We start from the raw sequence: 21,148 nt of genomic DNA on the forward strand, positions 1-21,148 counted from the left end.
CTTTCCCTCTTGTCTCAAAAGGTCGGCTGAAGGGGCCGGAACTGGAATGGCGGGGTTGGGATGGTCGAGAGGCCCTTGGCCTGCAACGCCGCCTCGGCCTCGGGCGGGCAGAGGATCGTCGCCCCCTGCCCCACCACCACGCCGTCGCGCAGAATCGGCTGGCCGCCGCCGAAGCTGGACACCGCCCGCCGCCGCGCAAGGTCGATCAGCGTGATGTCGGCATCCGCGCCCACCCCCAGATGCCCCTTGGTGGGCAGGCCCATCATCCGCGCCGGCTCCACCGAGGTTTTCACCACGAAGTCGGCCAAGGTCAGCGCGTTCAACGCCACCAGCGCCAGCCCGCGATCGCACAGGTCGTTGCGCGGAATGCCACCGCCATCGGTGGCCAGCGCGTCGATGGCAAAGCGCCCGTTGGCCCGTTTCATGACCGCCAGATTGATCCGCGCCTCGGGCGGGTTGACGTGGAAACTGCACCCGATGTCGGTTTCCGCCGCGCGAAAGGCCTCCAGCGCCGCCTCGCCCACGGCCAGATGGTTTTCCCCGTCCCGCAGCATGTGGACATGCGCCCACCCGGCCAGGATCGCGGCCTCCATCCCCTTGGCAGTCGGATCGAACCCGCCCTTGACCAGATTGCGCTGCGTCGCCACGCTTTCGGGAATGCCGTTCGCGCATTTGGCGGAATTGCCATTGAACGGCGCAAGATAGCTTTCGGACCAGATGTTGGGATGCGCCTCCAGCAGGTCGCACGCCTCCCGCGTTTCGGTCAGGATGTGATCCTGGGTGCCGCGGACATAGGCGTTCACATGCGGCAGATGCAGCGGATGGCCCGCCGCCAGATCGACCGCCTGGCGCAGGCCGCGCATGTCCTGCGGCGTGTCCAGCGTCCCTGCGTGAAAGGCCACATGCGCGCCTTCGTCGGCGCACAGCGCGATGACGCGGGCCGTCGCCTCGGCCGTCAGGGGGAAATGGCCGCCCAGAACCTTCAGGCCGATGGCCCCTTCGGCGCGGGCGCGGGCCAGATGGTCGCGCAGTTCGTCGGTCAGGGGGTTGGCGGTGTCCACCGTATGGCCGGGGCGGACATAATCGATGCAGGCCAGCGTCAGGCCCGTGCCGTGACGCGCCGCCAGATCCATGACCGAGGCCACCGGCCCCGCCATGTCCAGCGCCGTCGTCACCCCCGCCCGCGCCAGCATCCGGTGGCCCGCCGCCCCGCCCAGCCAGGACGACAGGTGGACATGCGTGTCGATGATGCCGGGCAGGATGTGCAGGCCGGACGCATCCACCTCCTCCCGCGCGGGGCCGAGGGAATGACCCACCGCCGCGATCCGCCCCCCGTCGATCGCGATGTCGAACACGCCGTCGCGGGTGTTGACGGGGTCGGTCACATGACCGCCGCGCAGGATCACATCATGCGGCATCGGGTGTCTCCATCACCAGATGATCGGGGCCGACCTGCCGCCACTGGCGGACGGGCGGCACATAATCGGCGGCGCGGACCGCGCTGCGGATTTCGCCCGCGGGGGGCCGCATCTGCCCGCGCCGTGCGGGGTCGGGTTGCGGCACGGCGGCGATCAGCTTTTGCGTATAGGGGTGCTGCGGATTGTCAAACACCGCCGCGCGGGGACCGATCTCCACGATCTCGCCCAGATACATGACGGCGACGCGGTGGCTCATCCGTTCAACCACGGCCATGTCGTGGCTGATGAACAGATAAGCCACGCCCAGACGGTCCTGAAGGTCCAGCATCAGGTTCGACACCTGCGCCTTGATTGACGCATCCAACGCCGACACCGCCTCATCCGCGATGATGACCTTCGGCTCCAATGCCAGCGCGCGGGCGATGGAGATGCGCTGGCGTTGCCCGCCAGAAAATTCATGGGGGAAACGAGTGGCAACCTCGGGCGGCAGGCCGACCTTTTGCAACAGGTCGGCAACGTGATCCTTGACTTCGGCCCGCCGCGCCATGCCGTGAACCAGAAGCGGTTCGGCAATCGCGGCGCCGATACTGCGGCGGGGGTTCAGACTGGCGAAGGGGTCCTGGAAGATCATCTGCACGCGGCGGAAGCTTTCGCGGCTGCGCACGCCCGCGCCCAGAAGCACATCCTCGCCATCCACGAAGACCGAGCCGGAATTGGCGGGCGTCAGGCGCATGATCGACCGGCCCGTCGTGGATTTGCCGCAGCCGGATTCGCCCACCAGCGACAGGGTCTCGCCCGGATGCAAACGGAAGCTCACATTCTCCACCGCGTGGACGCGCGCGGCCACCCGCACGAACCCGCTCGAGATGTCGAAGCGCGTCGTCAGGTTGCACACATCCAGAACGGGGCGGCGGGTGTCCACCGTGTCACGGGTGGCGGGTTGGTCGGCCACCACGCCCGTGACCGGATCGGCCACCCAAAAGCGCGCGGGCAGACGCGTGCCCGACAATTGCCCCAGTTTCGGGATCGCGGACAAAAGCGCGCGGGAATAGGGATGGGCGGGCGCTGCGAAGACCTGCGCGGTGGGGCCAGTTTCCACCACGTCGCCGCGGAACATGACGACGGTGCGGTCGGCAATCTCGGCCACCACGCCCATGTCATGGGTGATGAACAGGACGGCCATGTCTTCTTCGGCCTGAAGATCGCGGATGATCTCCAAGATCTGCGCCTGAATGGTCACGTCCAGTGCGGTCGTAGGTTCGTCGGCGATCAACAGCTTCGGCTTGCAGGCCAGCGCCATCGCGATCATCACCCGCTGCCGCATCCCGCCCGACAGCTTGTGCGGATATTCCGCCAGACGCCCGGCGGCGGAGGGGATGCGCACCCGCTCCAGCAGCCGCACCGCTTCGGCCTTTGCCTCCGCCGCCGTCATATTGCGGTGGTGGACCAGCACCTCGGTCAACTGTTCGCCGATGGTCAGGACAGGATTGAGGCTGGTCATCGGCTCTTGGAAGATGATCCCGATCTCGTTGCCGCGCACCTTCGTCATCTCCGTCGCAGACAGGTCCAGCAGGTTGCGGCCGTTCAGATGGATCTCCCCCTCCAGCTTCGTTCGCCCGGCCTGATGCAGTTGCAGGATCGACAGCGCCGTCACGCTTTTGCCCGAGCCGCTTTCGCCGACGATGGCGACGGTTTCCCCGGGCATCACGTCGAAGCCGACATTGCGGACGGTGGGGTTCCAGCCGTCCCGCGTCTTGAACGACACGGTCAGGTCCTTGATCGACAGGATCGGTTGCATCACAGGTCCTTTGCCAGACGGGGGTCGACCAGATCGCGCAGCCCGTCGCCCAAAATCTGCAACGACAGCACCGCGAACACGATGGCGAGGCCGGGGAAATACATGAGCCACGGGGCCGAGCTGATATATTCGCGCCCCGTCGACAGCATCGTGCCCCATGTCGGCACGTCGGGCGACGCGCCCACCCCAAGGAAGGACAACGACGCTTCGGCGAGCATGGCGGAGGCGAAGATGAACGTCGCCTGCACCAGAATGGGAGAGGCAAGGTTCACCAGCACATGGCCCGACAGGATGCGCCATGTGGGAATGCCCATGGACTTCGCCGCCTCGATATACGGCAGTTCGCGCAGGACCAGCGTCGTTCCCCGCACCACCCGTGCCAGACGCGGAGTGTAGGTCACACCCAGTGCAAGGATCACGTTCGTCAGCGATCCGCCAAGGGCCGCCACCAGCGCGATGGCCAGCAGAATGTCGGGAAACGCCATCATCGCATCCAGAAACCGCGAGATCACGGCATCGAGCTTGCGGAAATAACCCGCAAGGATACCCATGATGATCCCCGCAACACCGGCAAACACGACGACGGCGGCACTGACCAACAGCGACACGCGGCCTGCATAAATCGCGCGGGACAGCACGTCGCGCCCGAATTCGTCGGTGCCGAAGGGATGTGCAAAGCTGGGGTCTTTGAAGCGGTTCACTATAGACAGTTTGTCGGGATCATAAGGTGCAACCCACGGCGCGAAGATCGCGGCCAAAGCGATGATGGTCAGCACGATGGCCGCCACCAGCACGGTCCGGTTGCGGAACAGGCGACGCAGCACGTCGAAACGGAGGGCGGAGGTCTGGATGGCTGCGGTCACAGGCGCACCCGCGGATCGACGAGGATATAGAGCATGTCCACCAGAAAGTTGATCAGAACATAGACGCCAGCTACCATCAGCAGCGTGCCCTGAATGACGGGGTAATCGCGGCGCATCACGGCGTTCACGGTCAAGTTGCCGATGCCGGGCAGGCCGAACACCGTCTCCGTCACCACCGCGCCGGAAATCAGCAGCGCGACCGACAGGCCAACGACGGTGATGATCGGGATCAGCGCGTTCTTCAGCGCGTGGCGCATCACGACGCGCTTTTCGATCATCCCCTTGGCGCGGGCGGTGCGGATGTAATCCTCCGACAGCACGTCCAGCATCGCCGCGCGGGTGAACCGCAGGATCAGTGCCGAGTTGACCACCCCAAGCGCCACGGCGGGCAGCACAAGATGACCCATCCGCGTGGCGAAACTCGCCCCCGGCCCGCCATAGCCGGAGGTCGGAAACCATCCCAAAGACACGGCTAAGGTCTGAATCAGGATCAGCCCCAGCCAGAAGCTGGGCACCGAAGACGCCAGCATCGACACGCCGACCGCGATCTGGTCGATCACCGACCCGCGTTTGTAGGCGGAGATGATCCCCACCGGCAGCGCGATGGCCACCGCGATCAGGATGGCGAACAGGGTCAGGAAAAACGTCGTCTCGGCGCTGTTCGCGATGGCGTCCAGAACCGGCACGCCTAGAAAGATCGACTGCCCCAGATCGCCGCGCAGGGCGTCGAAGACATAGCTTGCGTATTGTTCGATGATCGGACGATCAAGGCCCATCTGCGTGCGCAGATCGGCGATGTCCTGCACCGTCGCCTGATCGCCCAAAATCATAGCGGCGGGATCGCCCGGCGTCAGCCGGACGATCACGAAGGTCACGGTGACAATCGCCAGCATCACCACCAGCATCCCGCCCACGCGCCGAAGAATGACGGATGTCACCGAATTCATCAATCAGTTCCCGACCGAGACGTTCCAGAAGAACGGCCAGACTGCAGGCTCCAGCCCCTCAAGTTTGGTGCTGGCCGCCGACAGGCTGTTGAAATCGCCCACCTTAAAAATCGGCATGTCGGCGAAGAACTGTGCTTGCAGCGCGGCGGCGGCGTCAGCCTGCGCGTCGTCGCCCACGGCCCCGAGATAGGTGGCCAGGGCGGCATCCTTACCCTCCCCCTCATACCAGCCGGGATAAGCGGCGGTGAAAGTGTTGTGCATCGACGGGTCCGGCGGAAAGACCGAATTGGTGATGAAGATGTCCCACGCCGCCGGATCGCCGCGCCGCGAGGTCAGCGTTGCCCAGTCGGATACCTGAAGTTCGACGGCAAAGCCCGCCATTTCCAGATAGACCTCGGCCACCTGCGCCATCTTGTAATTGAATTCGTATTGCCGCGTGGTCAGGATGCGCAGGGGCGTGCCGTCATAACCCGCCTCCTCCAGCAACTCTGCCGCCCGCTCCATGTCGCCTTCGGACGGGATGTCCATCCCCGCGTCGGAATACCATGTGCTGGATTCCGGGAACAACGCGCCGTTCACCGTGAAGAATTCGGGATTGTCGAAGGCCGCCGCCATCAGATCGTCGGAGTTCAGCGCGTTTGCCACGGCCTGACGGATGCGCGGATCGGTCAGCACGCCTTCCTTCATATTCATGTTGAGCGACATCCAGCCCGAGTCCTTCAGGACCACCGGCTCGGCCACGCCGGATGCCTCCAGCCGGTCATAGGCGCTGATGGGCAGACTGTCGGCATAATCGTATTGACCGGCCAGAATGCCTTCAACGCGGGTGTTGGCGTCGGGAACGGGGGTGAAGATCAGTTGCTCGACCATCGCCTCGCGCGAGCCGGCATAGCCATTGGCGTCGCCTTCGGGCGAGGTGTAGCCCTTGAACGCCCGCAGGTCGATATATTGGTCGGGGCGGCGTTCCTGAAGGCGGAAGGGACCGGTGCCCACGAATTCCACCAGCGGATCGGCCAGCGTGCTTTCCGGCATGATGACGGAATACTGGCTGAGCATGGCGACAAGCGGGGCGAACCGCTCGTTCAAACGGATGGTCACCTCATGATCGCCGGTCGGTTCGATGGCGTCGATATAGGCGGCGGCCGCCTTGCCCTTGGAGTTGACGGTCGTCCAGCGCGTCAGCGAGGCGGCCACGTCCTGCGCGGTCATCGGCGCGTCGTTGTGGAAAGTCACGTCGTCGCGGAGGGCGATGACATAGGTCAGGCCGTCTTCCGACACTTCGGGCATCGCCGCGGCCAGAAGCGGCTTTGCCACGTCCGCCGCATCAAGTGCGAACAGCGTCTCGAACATATGCTGCGTGATTTCCTGCACGAGGATCACGGGGGAAAGCTGCACATCCAGCGTGGCCGGTTCTCCGATCGTCGCCACGGTCAGCTTCGATCCGGCGGGCGGTGCCGCCCAGGCAAAGGTCGAAGTTCCGATCAGAAGGGCCGCTGTAAGCGCACCGGCCTTGGAAATAGTGGTCATGGTGTCTTCCCCTGTCACGCGGCACTGACTGCCGTCCCGAGTTTGGTGCGGCAGACACGGCAGGGCATCAACGACAAAGCCGGTTTATATTTGAGTTAGATATATAATCGCGGATTATATTATGCTATCACGCAGAATTTTTCATCGGCCAATGTTTTACCGCTCAAAAATGAAGCATGGTAGAGTTCGGCAGGCGATTGCGCGGCGCATCCTCAAGCGCGCATGGAAAACGACATTCCCTTCTCCATTTGCCCCAACTGTGCATGGTGGCGGGACGACAATTCCATCGGTCTCTTGCGGCGCAACCGGACAAAAGATTTCCGTCTTCGACAAGACCAAGCATGACGACGGATGCCGTCCCGGGACGTGGTGTAGCTCATCGTGGGCCTCGCGCTCTTTGGCGGGCCGAGCTGGTCAGTCGCTCTGCGCGGCAGGGAGGCTGACGGTGAGATCATCGCAGACAGGGGCGAGCGTTTCCAGCGTCATGTAGCGTCCGCGTTGAACGGTCCATTCCTCGGTCTGCTCCATGAGGATCGCACCGACGAGGCGGCGGATCGAAGCCTCGTTTGGGAAGATCCCAACGACATCGGTGCGCCGCTTGATCTCAGCGTTGAGGCGCTCGATCGGGTTCGTGCTGTGAAGCTTGGCGCGGTGCTGCTGGGGAAAGGTCATGTAGGCCAGCACGTCTTCCTCCGCCGTGTCCATCAACGTGGCCAGCTTCGGTATCTTGCCACGCATCTGGTCGGCCACCAGGCGCCATTGGGTCTTGGCCGCCGCGAGATCGGGCTGGGCGAATGCCGTGGCGATGAAAGCCGAGACGACGCGTCGGCTGTTCTTTCCGGCGTGGGCCAAGGCATTGCGTTGGAAGTGAACGCGACAGCGCTGCCAGGTCGTCGATAGCACTCGAGCCGTGGCGGCCTTGATGCCTTCGTGCGCATCCGAGATCACCAGCTTCACGCCAGACAGACCTCGCCGAACGAGGTCTCGGAGGAATTCGGTCCAGAAGGGCTCGGCCTCAGAGGCGCCGATCGACATGCCCAGCACCTCGCGTCGACCGTCGGTGTTCACGCCGACCGCGAGCGTGACCGCGACGGACACGATGCGTCCGCCCTGGCGCACCTTGAGATAGGTGGCGTCGATCCAGAGATAGGGCCATTCGCCCTCGATGGGGCGGGTGAGGAAGGCGTCGACGCGCTCGTCGATCTCCTCGCAGAACCGGCTGACTTGGCTCTTCGAGATGCCAGTCCCACCCATAGCCTGAACCAGGTCATCCATGGACCGGGTCGAGACGCCATGAACGTAGGCCTCCTGGATCACAGCCGTCAGCGCCTTCTCGACCGAGCGCCGCGGTTCCAGAAATGACGGAAAGTAAGAGCCGGTGCGCAGCCGGGGGATGCGCAGCTCGACGCTGCCGGCGCGGGTCTGCCAGTCCCGGTCGCGGTAGCCGTTGCGCTGCGCAATCCGCTCGCCGCTCTTTTCGCCGTAGTCGGCGCCCGTCTTCGTGCCGACCTCGAGCTCCATCAGCCGCTCAGCGGCGAAGCCAATCATCTCACGGAGCAGGTCGGCATCGGCACTCTTTTCCACGAGCGCGCGCAGGTCCATCATGGGCTTGGTCATCGGGTGTAGTCCTCGGTTCAGGTTGGTGGTCACAACCCGACCCTACCGAGAAACCCGATGGCCACCGCAAGCTACACCACGTCTGGGGACATCATCTGACGACGCAGCTTCCCGAATACCGTCGTCAGATTTGATCCCGTGGCCGATGAATACACATGCCTCGGTAGAAACAGGTCTAGAAGTGCTAGTGGGACATCGGCAGGGAACGTCCCGCTTATCCCGTGGTGCCGCCGGAGGTCGTATATGCTCTTACCGAGCTGGGCCTTGGACTGAGCAAAGCGTTCTGCGGCGTGTGGGAATGGGCGGAATCCGACCGTGAGGCGATCCTGCTCGCCTGGGCGAAGCATGCACAACGGCAAGGCCAGCAAGATACACTTGCAGGATAGGGGAAATTTCTGCTTCGGGTTTCGACCACCGATGCGGCCGTTCGGTTAGTGCCGACCGTGAAGTCGAGATTGGGACGAAGCGGCCATTCATTGTCAAGGGATGAGCCGGTCAGCGCGCAGCCGGTCGAACAGATCGACGAATGCCTGATCGGTCGCTTGATAGGCGCTAAAACCCTTTTTGCGACTTTTCGACATGTCCGTAACCACCTCAATCGGGCGGCCGAGGTCGGCATCCGTGTGCCAGGGCGATGCGAGGCGAGACAAATCGCCCTCCGCCAGCCCGTGCCGCTGCGCGATGTCGGCCCAGATGGGGGCATCGTCCGTCATCTGCTCCTCCAGCGGATGAGGGGTGCCGTCGAAATCCTCGGCGGTGATGCCGAAGGCATCCGCGATCCGGTGCCACATCCATTTCCAGCGGAAGACATCGCCGTTGACGATGTTGAAGTCCTCGTTCCGTGCAGCAGGTGTTTCCGCGGCCCAGATGACCTGCGCGGCAAGCTGACGGGCGTCGGTCATGTCAGTCAGCCCTTCCCATTGCACGGCAGATCCCGGGAACCGGAACGGCCGTCCCGTTTCGCGACAAATCGTTGCATAGACTGCCAGCGTCGTGCCCATGTTCATCGCGTTGCCAACCGCCTTGCCGATGACGGTATGAGGACGGTGAATACTCCAAGAGAAGCCGTCACGTTCGGCCGCGGCGAAGACCTCATCCTCTTGCGTGTAATAGAAGTTCGCGACGTCGAGACGACCCTGATCTTCGCGGAAGGGCGTTTGCGGCAGGGTTCCTTTTCCGTAGGCCTCGAACGGGCCGAGGTAATGCTTCAGACCGGTCACCAGCGACACGTGCCGGACTGATTCCGCCGACCGCAATGCCTCAAGGACGTTGCGAACCATTCCGCCGTTTACCCGGATGTTCTCTGCCTCGGTCGGCATCCGCAGCCATGAGGTCAGGAACACGTGCGTGGGCGCCAGCCCCTCAAGCGCCTTCCCAAGGGCATCGCGGTCGGTCAGATCGGCAGCGACAGGAAGGACGCCTACCTGATCCTGTGGGTTGCGACTGAGACCATGAACCGCCCAGCCCCGCTCGACCAGTTGTGCGGCGATTGCGCTTCCCTGAATTCCGGTCGCCCCGACGACAAGTGCTGATTGTGCCATGATCTTTCTCCATTGCCGTGTTGCCACGCAAGGTAAGCCCGTGACATTGCCACTTCCAGACGGCACCATTTCGGGACATAGGCACAGGAAGGTAACCAGGATGACGAAAGATGCCGTCCCGGGACGTGGTGTAGCTCATCGTGGGCCTCGCGCTCTTTGGCGGGCCGAGCTGGTCAGTCGCTCTGCGCGGCAGGGAGGCTGACGGTGAGATCATCGCAGACAGGGGCGAGCGTTTCCAGCGTCATGTAGCGTCCGCGTTGAACGGTCCATTCCTCGGTCTGCTCCATGAGGATCGCACCGACGAGGCGGCGGATCGAAGCCTCGTTTGGGAAGATCCCAACGACATCGGTGCGCCGCTTGATCTCAGCGTTGAGGCGCTCGATCGGGTTCGTGCTGTGAAGCTTGGCGCGGTGCTGCTGGGGAAAGGTCATGTAGGCCAGCACGTCTTCCTCCGCCGTGTCCATCAACGTGGCCAGCTTCGGTATCTTGCCACGCATCTGGTCGGCCACCAGGCGCCATTGGGTCTTGGCCGCCGCGAGATCGGGCTGGGCGAATGCCGTGGCGATGAAGGCCGAGACGACGCGTCGGCTGTTCTTTCCGGCGTGGGCCAAGGCATTGCGTTGGAAGTGAACGCGACAGCGCTGCCAGGTCGTCGATAGCACTCGAGCCGTGGCGGCCTTGATGCCTTCGTGCGCATCCGAGATCACCAGCTTCACGCCAGACAGACCTCGCCGAACGAGGTCTCGGAGGAATTCGGTCCAGAAGGGCTCGGCCTCAGAGGCGCCGATCGACATGCCCAGCACCTCGCGTCGACCGTCGGTGTTCACGCCGACCGCGAGCGTGACCGCGACGGACACGATGCGTCCGCCCTGGCGCACCTTGAGATAGGTGGCGTCGATCCAGAGATAGGGCCATTCGCCCTCGATGGGGCGGGTGAGGAAGGCGTCGACGCGCTCGTCGATCTCCTCGCAGAACCGGCTGACTTGGCTCTTCGAGATGCCAGTCCCACCCATAGCCTGAACCAGGTCATCCATGGACCGGGTCGAGACGCCATGAACGTAGGCCTCCTGGATCACAGCCGTCAGCGCCTTCTCGATCGAGCGCCGCGGTTCCAGAAATGACGGAAAGTAAGAGCCGGTGCGCAGCCGGGGGATGCGCAGCTCGACGCTGCCGGCGCGGGTCTGCCAGTCCCGGTCGCGGTAGCCGTTGCGCTGCGCAATCCGCTCGCCGCTCTTTTCGCCGTAGTCGGCGCCCGTCTTCGTGCCGACCTCGAGCTCCATCAGCCGCTCAGCGGCGAAGCCAATCATCTCACGGAGCAGGTCGGCATCGGCACTCTTTTCCACGAGCGCGCGCAGGTCCATCATGGGCTTGGTCATCGGGTGTAGTCCTCGGTTCAGGTTGGTGGTCACAACCCGACCCTACCGAGAAACCCGATGGCCACCGCAAGCTACACCACGTCTGGGGACATCATCTGACGAAAGGCACTGTGGAAGAGGATTGGCGCGAGGACTGCGCTCCTCGACGCGTGATGGAGCTGTTCGCGACAAAGTGGACGAGCATGATCCTCCATACGTTGCACGCCCGTCACGAAGGGGTAGCCCGCACCGGCGTCTTGCACCGCAGCCTGCCAGGGATATCGAAGAAGATGCTGGTTCAGACGCTGCGGGACATGGAGGGCAGCGGTCTCATCAGTCGTCACGTGGAAAGCGCGGTGCCCCCGGCTGTCGAATACCGCCTGACACCTCTTGGCCTTCGGTTCGTGGATCTGGTGAATACAGTATACGACTGGAGCCGCGCCAACTCGGACGCGTTGGACCTGCTTGGCGACCGGGCAACATCACGGCGAAGGACGCCCCGCACTCCTGACCTCTAGGCTTTTTTTATAGGATCGGTAAAAAGGGTCGTATCCCCAGAGCAGGCTCGGCCTAACGATCATGGGACAAACCGGTCATTGGAAGCGAACTGGCTGCAAGGGAGGCATAACGATCGCAGTTGGAGCTTCCCTAGGTCGTGTTGCCAAAAAGGATTCACTTCAGGCTTTGAGCATGATTCAAGCTGTCATCCGCGAGGGAGACTAGCTTGGCACGACACCTTATGTCGGACGAGGAATGGGCATTCTTTGAGCGCTTCATCCTTGCCGTCCGCGCCCCGAACGGGCGCAAACCCACCAACCACCGCCTCGTTCTTGATGGCATATTCTGGATCGCACGCACCGGGACTCCATGGCGCGATCTGCCGGGGGAGTTCGGCAAATGGTCGAGCGTCTCCGCGCTGGACGTTGGCCAGGCTCTGGGAGGACATCATGGATGCTCTGAACCAGAGCGGGGCCGTGCCAAGCGCCCTGCAGATGATCGACAGCACCGTGATCCGCGCCCACCATCAGGCAGCGGGCGCTAAAGGGGGACTCCACGACAGGGTTTCGGCCGTTCTCAAGGTGGCTTTACGACCAAGATCCACCTCCTCGTCAATGCGCACGGGCTTCCCATGAGGACAGAGATCACGCCGGGCCAGACGTCGGACTATCTCGGCTTCGATCTGGTGATGACGGATAATCTGCCCCGCCCGAGCGTGCTGCTCGCGGATCGCGGCGCGGCTACGATGCAGACAGGATAAGAGACGGCATGGAGGCGCGCAACGTTTTGCCCGTGATACCGATGCGCAAGTCTCGCAAGAAGCGGATTGGTGTCGATCGTTCGCTGTATCGCCTGCGTAATCTAGTCGAACGCTGCTTCAACAAACTCAAGAACGCCAGGCGTGTCGCGACCCGCTACGACAAGACGGCGGAAAGCTTCCTCGGTTTCATTGACATCACGTCGATCCGTCTTTGGATCCGACATTTGTCAACATGACCTAGCAGTCAATCATCCCGCATGGCTTGGTGCTGCTTATTTGACCATAGGTTCACTTGCCATTATTTGCAGACGGCCGGTGGCAAATCTCACGAAGGCGGCGGCGCCTTCGCTCGCCTTTGGACCCAGTGGCTGGACAAAGGAAAGCCGATTCGGCAGTGTGGGCACAAAGGGGCGCACCTCAATGTCGAGATCGGCGCATTCCCGCATCAGCAGGCCGTTCACGATGGAAACTCCGAGCCCTGCTGCTACTAGGCCGCAGGCGGTCGACACGGAATGCGCCTCAGCAACGATGTCTTGCACGATCCCGGCGGTCTGGAAGGCAAGATCCACGTCCCGCCGCGGCGCGCGCCGCCATCCCAGTAGCACCAGGGGCACGCCACTAAGGTTCTGAACGCGGATTTCGGAGAGCACCGTTAGCGGATGCCCCTTCGGCAGGATGCAAACCGAAGGCGCCGCGATCACCCCACCCAGCTGAAACCCCGGCTCGCTGAACGGCAGGCGCAGGAGGCCGATGTCCACGCGACCATCGCGCAGCATGCGCTCCGTCGCGTCATAGGGGCCGCACGTCACGTCGAAACGGAAGCCGGGGTTCTCGGCGCAAAACTCGGCGATCAGGCGCGGAAGCGTCGTGCGGGTGATGCTTGAGGGGACAGAGATGGTAATTAGCGCGCGGGTGCGCTCTCCACGGCGCATGGCTTTCGCCACCTCGTCCAGGAGAAAGGCACGTTCCAGCACATCGCCGGCCAGCCGTTCAAGTTCCTTGCTCCCGTCTGCGGGAATCAGCCGCGCGCGATCCCGCACAAACAGCTGCAAATCGAGATATTCTTCTAGTTGGGTAAGCCGCCTACTGACCGCAGACTGGGATATGCCCAAATATTGGGCGGCTCCTTGAGTCGATCCGCTGTCCATCACGGCGCGGAACGCCTCCAGATCCTTTAGTTTCAATGGTGACCCCTCTCATTCGCCTTCCATGCCAACCGTCACGAAACCGTTATACTACGGCAAGTTGTCAGGTCGAACGTGCAATAATCTATGCCGGAATCGACACTTTCGTGCCGGGTTAATGCGATATTCGCATAGGTTAAATCGCTTTTCTCATACTATTGCGCGGCAGAATCGATTTGTCGTCTGATCTCCCTGAGCCCCGTATCCAGAAAAAGGAACGCAGCCTTGATCACGCCCTATCGAATTTGTCCCGCATGATCGCCTTCGTCATCCGCCGCCTTATGCAAGCGATGCTCGTGCTGCTGGTCACGTCAGTTATCGTCTTCGCCGGCGTCTACGCCATCGGCGACCCGTTGGAGATCCTGCTGCCCGCCGATGCCACGATGGCCGAACGCGCGCAGGTCACGCAGTCCCTCGGTCTCGATCTGCCGCTGCCGGTGCAATATCTCGGCTTCCTGTCGCGGGCACTGCAGGGCGATCTGGGCATCTCTTTCGTCTACAATCAGCCCTCGATTGATGTCATTCTGCAACGCCTCCCGGCCACGTTGGAACTGGCATTCTGCGCGCTGTTCCTCTCCCTGGTGCTGGGCATTCCTCTGGGCCTTCTGGCCGGGTTGCGGCCTGGCAGCGTAACGGAGGAGACGGTGATGACTGGTTCCATCCTCGGGTTCTCGCTGCCGAACTTCTGGCAGGGCATGATGCTGATCATGATCTTCGCCGTATTCCTCGGCTGGCTGCCCTCCACCGGGCGCGGACAGACAGGCACCATCCTTGGCATCGAGACGAGCCTTGCGACGATGGACGGCATCCGCCACCTGATCCTGCCGGCGCTGAACCTATCGCTGGCCAAGATAGCGCTGGTTATCCGGCTGACGCGGTCGGGCGTGCAGGAAACGATGCCGCTCGATTTCGTCAAGTTCGCCCGTGCGCGGGGCCTGGCGTCGCGCCGGATCGTGCTGGTCCATGTGCTGAAGAACATCATGATCCCGATCATTACCGTAGTTGGGGTGGAGTTCGGGTCGCTCATCGCCTTCGCCGTGGTCACGGAGACGATCTTCGCCTGGCCCGGGGTCGGCAAGCTGATCATCGACAGCATCAACATCCTCGATCGCCCCGTGGTCGTCGCCTACATCCTTGTGATCGTGACGATGTTCATCTGCATCAACCTGATCGTGGACATCCTCTACTCGCTCCTCGATCCCCGCATCAGGAGCCGCCGATGACCGTCCTGTCCCTCCCGCGCCGCCTGCTTGGTGATGGCGTGCTGAAAACCTCGCTCCACGGCATTCTGCGCAGCCCCAAGGCGACGGCCGCGCTGGTGATGTGCATCCTGCTGGTCGGCGCCGCGATCTTCGCGCCGCTGCTGGCGCCGCAGAACCCCTACGATCTGATGCAGATTGATCTGTTCGACAGCAAGCTGCCACCGATGTCCGAGGGCTTTTCCGGCATGACCTACGTGCTGGGCACCGACGGTCAGGGGCGCGACATGCTGTCGGCCATGCTCTACGGGCTGCGCACCTCGCTTGCCGTGGGGCTGATCGCAGGAGTGATGGCGCTGGCCATCGGGGCCACGCTGGGTCTCCTGTCGGCGCAGGTCGGCGGGCGGCTCGACGCTGTCCTCATGCGGTTCGTCGATCTGATGCTGGGCTTCCCGACGATCCTCGTCGCGCTGATGATCCTGGCCGTCTTTGGGCAGGGCACGTGGAAGGTGATCCTCGCGCTCGTCTTCGTGCAATGGGCCTATTTCGCGCGTGCCGCCCGCGCGGCGGCACTGGTGGAAGTCAACAAGGACTACATCGAGGCCGCCCGCTGCCTCGGCCTGTCGCGCGCTCGGATCCTGTTCGGTCACCTGCTGCCGAATTGCCTGCCACCCCTGATCGTTATCGGCACGATTCAGGTGGCCAGCGCCATCGCGGCCGAGGCGACGCTGTCCTTTCTCGGCATCGGTCTCCCCATCACCGAGCCGTCGCTGGGGCTGCTGATCTCCAACGGCTATCAGGTGCTACTGGCGGGGCTTTATTGGATCAGCGTGTTTCCAGGCCTTCTGCTGCTGACGCTGGTGTTCTCGATCAACATCGTGGGCGACCGCCTGCGCGAGGTGTTCAACCCGAGGCTGGTGAAATGAGAGAAACTTCCATGCTGGAATTGCGCGACCTGAAAACGCATTTCTTCACGCCCGCAGGTGTCGTGAAATCGGTCGATGGCGTGTCGCTAACCGTGGCGCGAGGTGAGATCCTCGGGCTTGTCGGCGAAAGCGGATCGGGCAAGTCGATTACCGGATTTTCGATCCTCGGACTGGTGGATGCGCCGGGCCGGAATGCGGGCGGGCAGATCCTGTTCAAGGGCGAGAATCTGGTCGGCATGCCCGAACGCCGGGTCAGGGCCCTGCGCGGCAACCGCATCGCGATGATCTTCCAGGACCCGATGATGACGCTGAACCCCGTCCTGTCGGTCAAGACCCACATGGTCGAGACGGTGCTGGCCCATGACCGCGTCAGCCGCGCCGAGGCGCTGCGCCGCTCCATCGAGGCGCTGGCCATGGTCAGCATCCCCCAGCCCGAGCTGCGGATCGAAAGCTACCCGCACGAGTTTTCGGGCGGGATGCGCCAGCGGGTGGCCATCGCCATAGCACTTTTACACAAGCCCGACCTGATCATCGCGGACGAACCCACCACCGCGCTGGACGTCACGATACAGAGCCAGATCCTCGCGCAGGTGCAGACGCTGTGCCGCGAACTCGGGATGGGGCTTATCTGGATAAGCCACGATCTGGGCGTGGTGGCCGGATTGGCCGACCGCATCGCCGTCATGTATGCGGGGCGGATCGTCGAGCAGGGGACGGTGGACGAGGTTCTGGACACGCCCCGCCACCCCTACACCAAGGGACTGATCGGCTCCGCGCCCATCGCGAACGAACGCGGGGCGCCGCTTCAATCCATCCGTGGATCGGCGCCGTCGCCGCTGGCCCGGCCCGAAGGCTGTGCGTTCCGCACCCGTTGCGACCACGCGACCGAGGTGTGCCGCGCCGAACCTGCGGAGTCGCGGGAGGGCCTGCACAGCTTCCGCTGCTTCCACCCCCTCGGATCGGAGACCCGCCCATGACCGTTCCTTTTGCCGAGGCGGTCAACGTCTCCAAACGCTTCACGACCGAGCCGGACTTCGCCGAGAAGATCGCAATCCGACTGGGGGCCGCCAGCCCGCGCCGCACGGTGCATGCTCTGGATGGGGTGGACCTGTCGATCGCCAAGGGCGAGGTTGTGGGCCTTGTCGGGGAGTCCGGCTGCGGCAAGTCTACTCTCGGCCGCGTGATTGCAGGCATGCTTCCCGCGACCGAGGGCGAGGTGCGGTTGAACGGTCAGGACCGCAACGCGCTGTCGGGCAAGGCGGCGCGGCGGGCGCGGCTGAACACGCAGATCATCTTTCAGGATCCGATGTCGTCGCTCAATCCGCGCAAACGGGTGGTGGACATCATCGGCGAGGCCCCCCTTGCGCACGGCTTGGTCCGCCACGCGGAAAAGGAGGCGCTAGTCACGCGCCTGCTGGAGACGGTGGGCCTCGATCCCTCCATGCGTGACCGCTATCCGCACCAGTTCTCGGGCGGGCAGCGGCAGCGGCTGGGGATTGCGCGCGCGCTGGCCGTGAACCCGCAATTCCTCGTCTGCGACGAAAGTATCGCCGCGCTCGACATCTCCATTCAGGCGCAGGTGCTGAATCTGTTCATGCGCCTGAAGGACGAGTTCGACCTTACCTACCTGTTTATCAGCCATGATCTAAGCGTGGTGCACCACATCTCGGACCGGGTGGTGATCATGTATCTGGGCCGCATCGTCGAAAGCGGCCCGACCGCCGCGATCTTCGCCGAACCGAACCACCCCTACACGGCGGCGCTCCTGTCCGAGGTGCCGCGCATCGACCGCCGCCACCGCGCCTTCAGCCCGGTCAAAGGCGAGATCCCCTCGCCTCTGGCGCCGCCACCCGGATGCCATTTCCACCCCCGCTGCCCCTTCGCCACGGAGCGCTGCCGCACGGAGCGCCCCGCGCTGCGCGACCTCGGCACGGGGCGACACAGCGCTTGCCACCTCAACGACATGGGCGAACGCCCGCGCTTCACGCAAACCGACACCATGGGAGTCTGACGACGATGACGCTTTTCAGAAAGGTTGCCCTTGCAGGGCTGATGCTTGCCTCGACAGCGCTGACGGCAATGGCGCAGGATCTGGTGATCGGTCGCTCGACCGAGCCGTCGGCGATCGACCCGCAATTCTCGCGCACGGGCAACAACCAAATGACGGCCGACAACATCTTCGGCACGCTGCTGTCCACCGATGAGAACCTGCAGATGCACCCGGCTCTGGCCACCGAATGGACCAACATGGACGATCTGACCTGGGACATCACCCTGCGCGAGGGCGTGACGTTCCACGACGGGTCCGCCTTCACCGCCGATGACGTGATCTTCTCGCTGGAGCGGACGGACGAGGTGCCGAACAGCCCTGCGCCCTTCACCGACAACGTCAGCTCCATCGCATCGATGGAAAAGACCGGCGATCACAGCATCCGCATCGTGACCAAGACCCCGAACCCCGCGCTCATGGAGCAGGTGGGCCGCGTGTTCATCCTGTCCAAGGCCGCGGCCGAGAACGCGACGCTGGACGATTTCAACTCCGGCAAGGCGGCGATCGGCACCGGACCCTACCGGTTCGTGTCGTGGAAACCTGCGGAATCGCTCACGATCGAGCGGTTCGACGACTACTGGGGCGACAAGCCCGAATTTGCCACCGTCGAATATCGCTTCATCACCAACAACGCGGCGCGCACGGCGGCGCTTCTGTCCGGCTCGGTCGACCTGATCGACGCGGTGTCGCCGTCCGACGTGCCGACGCTGGAGGGTAACAATAACATCAAGGTCTACGGCATCGAGTCCGGCCGCCTGATCTATCTGGGCCTGTCGATGCGCGACAGCGCCCCCGGCGTGACCGACCTTGCCGGTGCCCCGCTTGACGCCAACCCCTTCGATGACGTGCGTGTGCGCAAGGCCGTCTCCATGATGATCGACCGTCAGCTGATCATCGACCGGATTCTCGGCGGAGCGGGCGTGGCTTCGGCGCAGATCGTGCCTTCCGTGCTGGGCGGCTATGCCGACGATCTGTCGGCGGTGCCCGCCGATCCGGCGGCGGCGAAGGCGCTGCTGGCCGAGGCGGGCTATCCCGATGGGTTCGGCATCACGATTTATTCCTCCAACAACCGTTTCCCCGGTGACGGAGACCTTGCACAGGCGCTTGGCCAGATGCTGGCGCGCGGCGGGCTGAAGGTGAACGCGGTGGAAACCCTGCCCTACAACGTCTATGCCGCCGCCGCCTCGAAGGGCGAATACGGCGCCTTTGTCTTCTCGCTCGGCTCCTCCACCCCGAACTCCGAGGCCAACTTGCGTTCGCTACTTCAAACCTACAACGCCGATGAAGGCACGGGCGGCTTCAACCGCACCCGCTACAGCAACGCCGATTTCGACATGGCGCTACAGGACGCGATGCAGGAGTTCGATCCCGCCACTCGCAACGAGAAACTGGCCGCCGCCACCCGCATCGCAATGGAGGATCAGGCGCTGGTCCCGCTCTATTTCCAGAAAGTCTACTGGGCCTCGAACACCGAGATCGACTTCATTCCCAACTTGGCCGAGCGCACCGTCGCCGGCGATGTCCGGAGCGCCGCGGAGTGAAGATCGAGACCCTGACCCTCGCGTCGGCCACACCCGTGGCCGATGATGTCGTCGTCCACCGCAACGTGATGGTGCGGATGCGCGACGGCGTGCATCTGGCCACCGACATCTACCGCCCCGCAGGCATCGACGCACCGCTGCCCGTCATCTTCGAGCGCACCCCCTACGACAAATCCGGCACCCCGCGCACCGAATTCAGCGTGAATGCTCCGACCCCGATGTCGCGGCCAGAACTTGCGATCCATCTGGCGCGCAAGGGCTACGCGGTCATCTGGCAGGATTGTCGTGGCCGCTACGGATCCGAGGGCGTGTTCACCAAATACCTGTCCGAAGGCGAGGATGGTTTCGACGCGATGGAATGGATCGCGGCACAACCCTGGCAGAACGGTCGCGTGGGCACCATGGGCCTGTCCTATGATGCACACACACAGATGGCGATGGCTTGCCTGAACCCGCCAGGCCTTGCCTGCATGGCGGTGGATTCAGGAGGCTTTTCCAACGCTTTCACCTGCGGCATTCGGCAGGGAGGCGCGTTCGAGATGAAACAGGCGACTTGGGCCTATCACCGCGGGATCGAGGCGGCCGACGCCACCGCTGCCCGCGCGATCGAGGCGGAGAACCTGCGCGACTGGTTCGGCGCGATGCCTTGGACCAAGGGCCGCTCCCCCGTCCGGTGGAACCCGGAATACGAAGACTACCTGCTGGAGCAGTGGCAGAACGGCACCTTCGATGACTTCTGGAAGAAGGTCGGCATCTATGCTGCGGGCTATTACGGCGTGTTTCCCAAGGTGCCGACGATCTTCATGTCGAGCTGGTATGACGCTTATGTCCAAACCACGCTGGAGAACTTCACGGGCCTGAAGGGCGATCCCGACCGTCCGCTGGCACTGATTATGGGCCCGTGGACGCATGGCAATCGGTCGCGCAGCTTGTTCGGTGATGTCGATTTCGGGACGGAGGCGACGTTTGACGGCCAGATCGACGAAAGCTGGCTCGCCTATCGCGAGAAGTGGTTCCTGCGCTGGCTGAAGGATGACCAGTCTGCCCAACAGGTGGGGCGCGTGCATATCTTCCTTATGGGCACCGGACCCGGAGGTAAGACCGCGGCGGGCAACCTGAACCATGGTGGCCGCTGGATCGAGAGCGCCGACTGGCCACTGCCCGAGGCGCAACAGCTGGATCTGTATCTGACGCCGCAGATGTCGCTCGCACGTGATCCCGCAGGCGAGGGCACGATCAGCTATGACTACAATCCGGCCAATCCCGTGCCGACCATCGGCGGATCTCTTACCTCGGGCGAGCCGATCTTCACCGGAGGCGGCTTTGATCAGGTTGAGGCCGAACAGTTCTACGGCTGCACCCGCCCCGGTATGCCACTGAACGCGCGCCTCGACGTGCTGTCCTTCGAGACGGAGCCTCTGGCCGAAGACACTGCCATTGCGGGGCCGGTGGAAGTGGAACTTTGGGTGTCCACCGATGCGCCGGACACCGACTTCACCGCGAAGCTGATCGACGTCTATCCCCCCTGCGAGGACTACCCGCGCGGCTATGCCCTGAACATCACCGACGGCATCTTCCGCTGCCGCTACCGCAACGGCTTTGACAAACCGGAGATGGTGAAGGACGGCGAGGTGTTCCGAATTTCGATCACCCCCTTCGCGACGGCGAACCTGTTCAAGAAGGGTCACCGCATTCGGCTCGACATCTCATCGTCCAACTTTCCGAAATATGACGTGAACCCGAACACCGGCGAGCTAGAAGGGACGAGCAGACGACGCCGGGTCGCGCTCAACACCCTTCACATGAGCCCCGAGAATCTGTCGCGGATAAGGCTGGCCGTTATCCCGGCCGGGATATAAGGCGCGCTGGTGCCAGGCACAGCTTCTGGCACCAGTAGCTTGAAAATTTTTGTTCTAGTTCACGG

16 protein-coding genes and 1 pseudogene are annotated in these 21,148 nt (G+C 63.5%); 8 read left to right on the forward strand and 9 right to left on the reverse strand.

What is annotated here, in order from left to right; translation table 11 throughout:
• Positions 1–14: 14 nt before the first annotated feature.
• The 8 genes from MU449_RS09585 to MU449_RS09620 form a co-directional block, all read right to left on the reverse strand.
• The gene (locus tag MU449_RS09585) at positions 15–1,418 is read right to left on the reverse strand and encodes an amidohydrolase family protein (RefSeq protein WP_244737806.1); all 1,404 of its coding nucleotides are present in this window, start codon (positions 1,416–1,418) and stop codon (positions 15–17) included.
• Positions 1,408–3,216: an ABC transporter ATP-binding protein gene (locus MU449_RS09590; protein ID WP_244737807.1), complete on the reverse strand. Its 1,809-nt coding sequence runs from the start codon at positions 3,214–3,216 to the stop codon at positions 1,408–1,410. The genes MU449_RS09585 and MU449_RS09590 overlap by 11 nt, the downstream gene beginning before the upstream one ends.
• Complete coding sequence (locus MU449_RS09595) at positions 3,216–4,079, reverse strand: ABC transporter permease (protein WP_244737808.1); 864 nt, start codon at positions 4,077–4,079, stop codon at positions 3,216–3,218. The genes MU449_RS09590 and MU449_RS09595 overlap by 1 nt, the downstream gene beginning before the upstream one ends.
• Positions 4,076–5,026, reverse strand: coding sequence for an ABC transporter permease (locus MU449_RS09600; protein WP_244737809.1), 951 nt, complete (start codon positions 5,024–5,026; stop codon positions 4,076–4,078). The genes MU449_RS09595 and MU449_RS09600 overlap by 4 nt, the downstream gene beginning before the upstream one ends.
• A gap of 3 nt (positions 5,027–5,029) precedes the next feature.
• Positions 5,030–6,553: an ABC transporter substrate-binding protein gene (locus MU449_RS09605; protein ID WP_244737810.1), complete on the reverse strand. Its 1,524-nt coding sequence runs from the start codon at positions 6,551–6,553 to the stop codon at positions 5,030–5,032.
• Positions 6,554–6,967: 414 nt separating this feature from the next.
• Complete coding sequence (locus MU449_RS09610; protein ID WP_244737811.1) at positions 6,968–8,170, reverse strand: IS256 family transposase; 1,203 nt, start codon at positions 8,168–8,170, stop codon at positions 6,968–6,970.
• Positions 8,171–8,649: 479 nt separating this feature from the next.
• Positions 8,650–9,711 (reverse strand): SDR family oxidoreductase, encoded by a 1,062-nt coding sequence (locus tag MU449_RS09615; RefSeq protein ID WP_244737812.1) that lies wholly within the window; start codon positions 9,709–9,711, stop codon positions 8,650–8,652.
• Between the two features lie 173 nt (positions 9,712–9,884).
• Positions 9,885–11,087, reverse strand: coding sequence for an IS256 family transposase (locus MU449_RS09620; RefSeq protein WP_244737813.1), 1,203 nt, complete (start codon positions 11,085–11,087; stop codon positions 9,885–9,887).
• Positions 11,088–11,239: 152 nt separating this feature from the next.
• Here MU449_RS09620 and MU449_RS09625 point away from each other — a divergent pair, with 152 nt between their 5' ends.
• Entirely contained in the window at positions 11,240–11,584 is a 345-nt protein-coding gene (locus MU449_RS09625; RefSeq protein WP_280517746.1) for a winged helix-turn-helix transcriptional regulator, read from the forward strand.
• Between the two features lie 221 nt (positions 11,585–11,805).
• A pseudogene (locus MU449_RS09630) lies at positions 11,806–12,560 on the forward strand (IS5 family transposase).
• Positions 12,561–12,596: 36 nt separating this feature from the next.
• Here MU449_RS09630 and MU449_RS09635 read toward each other — a convergent pair.
• Positions 12,597–13,508 (reverse strand): LysR family transcriptional regulator, encoded by a 912-nt coding sequence (locus MU449_RS09635; RefSeq protein ID WP_244737815.1) that lies wholly within the window; start codon positions 13,506–13,508, stop codon positions 12,597–12,599.
• Between the two features lie 254 nt (positions 13,509–13,762).
• On the opposite strand from MU449_RS09635, the gene MU449_RS09640 reads away from it, so the two are divergent.
• The 6 genes from MU449_RS09640 to MU449_RS09665 are packed head-to-tail and all read left to right on the forward strand — an operon-like array spanning position 13,763 to position 21,083.
• A complete protein-coding gene (locus MU449_RS09640) occupies positions 13,763–14,731 on the forward strand; it encodes an ABC transporter permease (protein WP_244737816.1) in 969 nt (322 codons plus the stop codon).
• Positions 14,728–15,633, forward strand: coding sequence for an ABC transporter permease (locus tag MU449_RS09645; RefSeq protein ID WP_244737817.1), 906 nt, complete (start codon positions 14,728–14,730; stop codon positions 15,631–15,633). The genes MU449_RS09640 and MU449_RS09645 overlap by 4 nt, the downstream gene beginning before the upstream one ends.
• On the forward strand, positions 15,630–16,610 hold the full coding sequence (locus MU449_RS09650; protein ID WP_244737818.1) for an ABC transporter ATP-binding protein: 981 nt from the start codon (positions 15,630–15,632) through the stop codon (positions 16,608–16,610). Before MU449_RS09645 ends, MU449_RS09650 begins: the two co-directional genes overlap by 4 nt.
• On the forward strand, positions 16,607–17,644 hold the full coding sequence (locus tag MU449_RS09655; RefSeq protein WP_244737819.1) for an ABC transporter ATP-binding protein: 1,038 nt from the start codon (positions 16,607–16,609) through the stop codon (positions 17,642–17,644). Before MU449_RS09650 ends, MU449_RS09655 begins: the two co-directional genes overlap by 4 nt.
• A 41-nt stretch (positions 17,645–17,685) precedes the next feature.
• A complete protein-coding gene (locus MU449_RS09660) occupies positions 17,686–19,224 on the forward strand; it encodes an ABC transporter substrate-binding protein (RefSeq protein ID WP_244737820.1) in 1,539 nt (512 codons plus the stop codon).
• Positions 19,221–21,083: a CocE/NonD family hydrolase gene (locus MU449_RS09665; RefSeq protein WP_244737821.1), complete on the forward strand. Its 1,863-nt coding sequence runs from the start codon at positions 19,221–19,223 to the stop codon at positions 21,081–21,083. Before MU449_RS09660 ends, MU449_RS09665 begins: the two co-directional genes overlap by 4 nt.
• Positions 21,084–21,148 lie beyond the last annotated feature (65 nt).

Source organism: Falsirhodobacter halotolerans, from assembly GCF_022899245.1.
Classification (GTDB): domain Bacteria; phylum Pseudomonadota; class Alphaproteobacteria; order Rhodobacterales; family Rhodobacteraceae; genus Falsirhodobacter; species Falsirhodobacter halotolerans.

Coding starts and splice junctions, on each gene's coding strand:
- MU449_RS09585 (WP_244737806.1), bottom strand. CDS start 1,418: ATGCCGCATGATGTGATCCTGCGCGGCGGTCATGTGACCGACCCCGTC.
- MU449_RS09590 (WP_244737807.1), bottom strand. CDS start 3,216: ATGCAACCGATCCTGTCGATCAAGGACCTGACCGTGTCGTTCAAGACG.
- MU449_RS09600 (WP_244737809.1), bottom strand. CDS start 5,026: ATGAATTCGGTGACATCCGTCATTCTTCGGCGCGTGGGCGGGATGCTG.
- MU449_RS09605 (WP_244737810.1), bottom strand. CDS start 6,553: ATGACCACTATTTCCAAGGCCGGTGCGCTTACAGCGGCCCTTCTGATC.
- MU449_RS09610 (WP_244737811.1), bottom strand. CDS start 8,170: ATGACCAAGCCCATGATGGACCTGCGCGCGCTCGTGGAAAAGAGTGCC.
- MU449_RS09615 (WP_244737812.1), bottom strand. CDS start 9,711: ATGGCACAATCAGCACTTGTCGTCGGGGCGACCGGAATTCAGGGAAGC.
- MU449_RS09620 (WP_244737813.1), bottom strand. CDS start 11,087: ATGACCAAGCCCATGATGGACCTGCGCGCGCTCGTGGAAAAGAGTGCC.
- MU449_RS09625 (WP_280517746.1), top strand. CDS start 11,240: ATGGAGCTGTTCGCGACAAAGTGGACGAGCATGATCCTCCATACGTTG.
- MU449_RS09640 (WP_244737816.1), top strand. CDS start 13,763: ATGATCGCCTTCGTCATCCGCCGCCTTATGCAAGCGATGCTCGTGCTG.
- MU449_RS09645 (WP_244737817.1), top strand. CDS start 14,728: ATGACCGTCCTGTCCCTCCCGCGCCGCCTGCTTGGTGATGGCGTGCTG.
- MU449_RS09650 (WP_244737818.1), top strand. CDS start 15,630: ATGAGAGAAACTTCCATGCTGGAATTGCGCGACCTGAAAACGCATTTC.
- MU449_RS09655 (WP_244737819.1), top strand. CDS start 16,607: ATGACCGTTCCTTTTGCCGAGGCGGTCAACGTCTCCAAACGCTTCACG.
- MU449_RS09660 (WP_244737820.1), top strand. CDS start 17,686: ATGCTTGCCTCGACAGCGCTGACGGCAATGGCGCAGGATCTGGTGATC.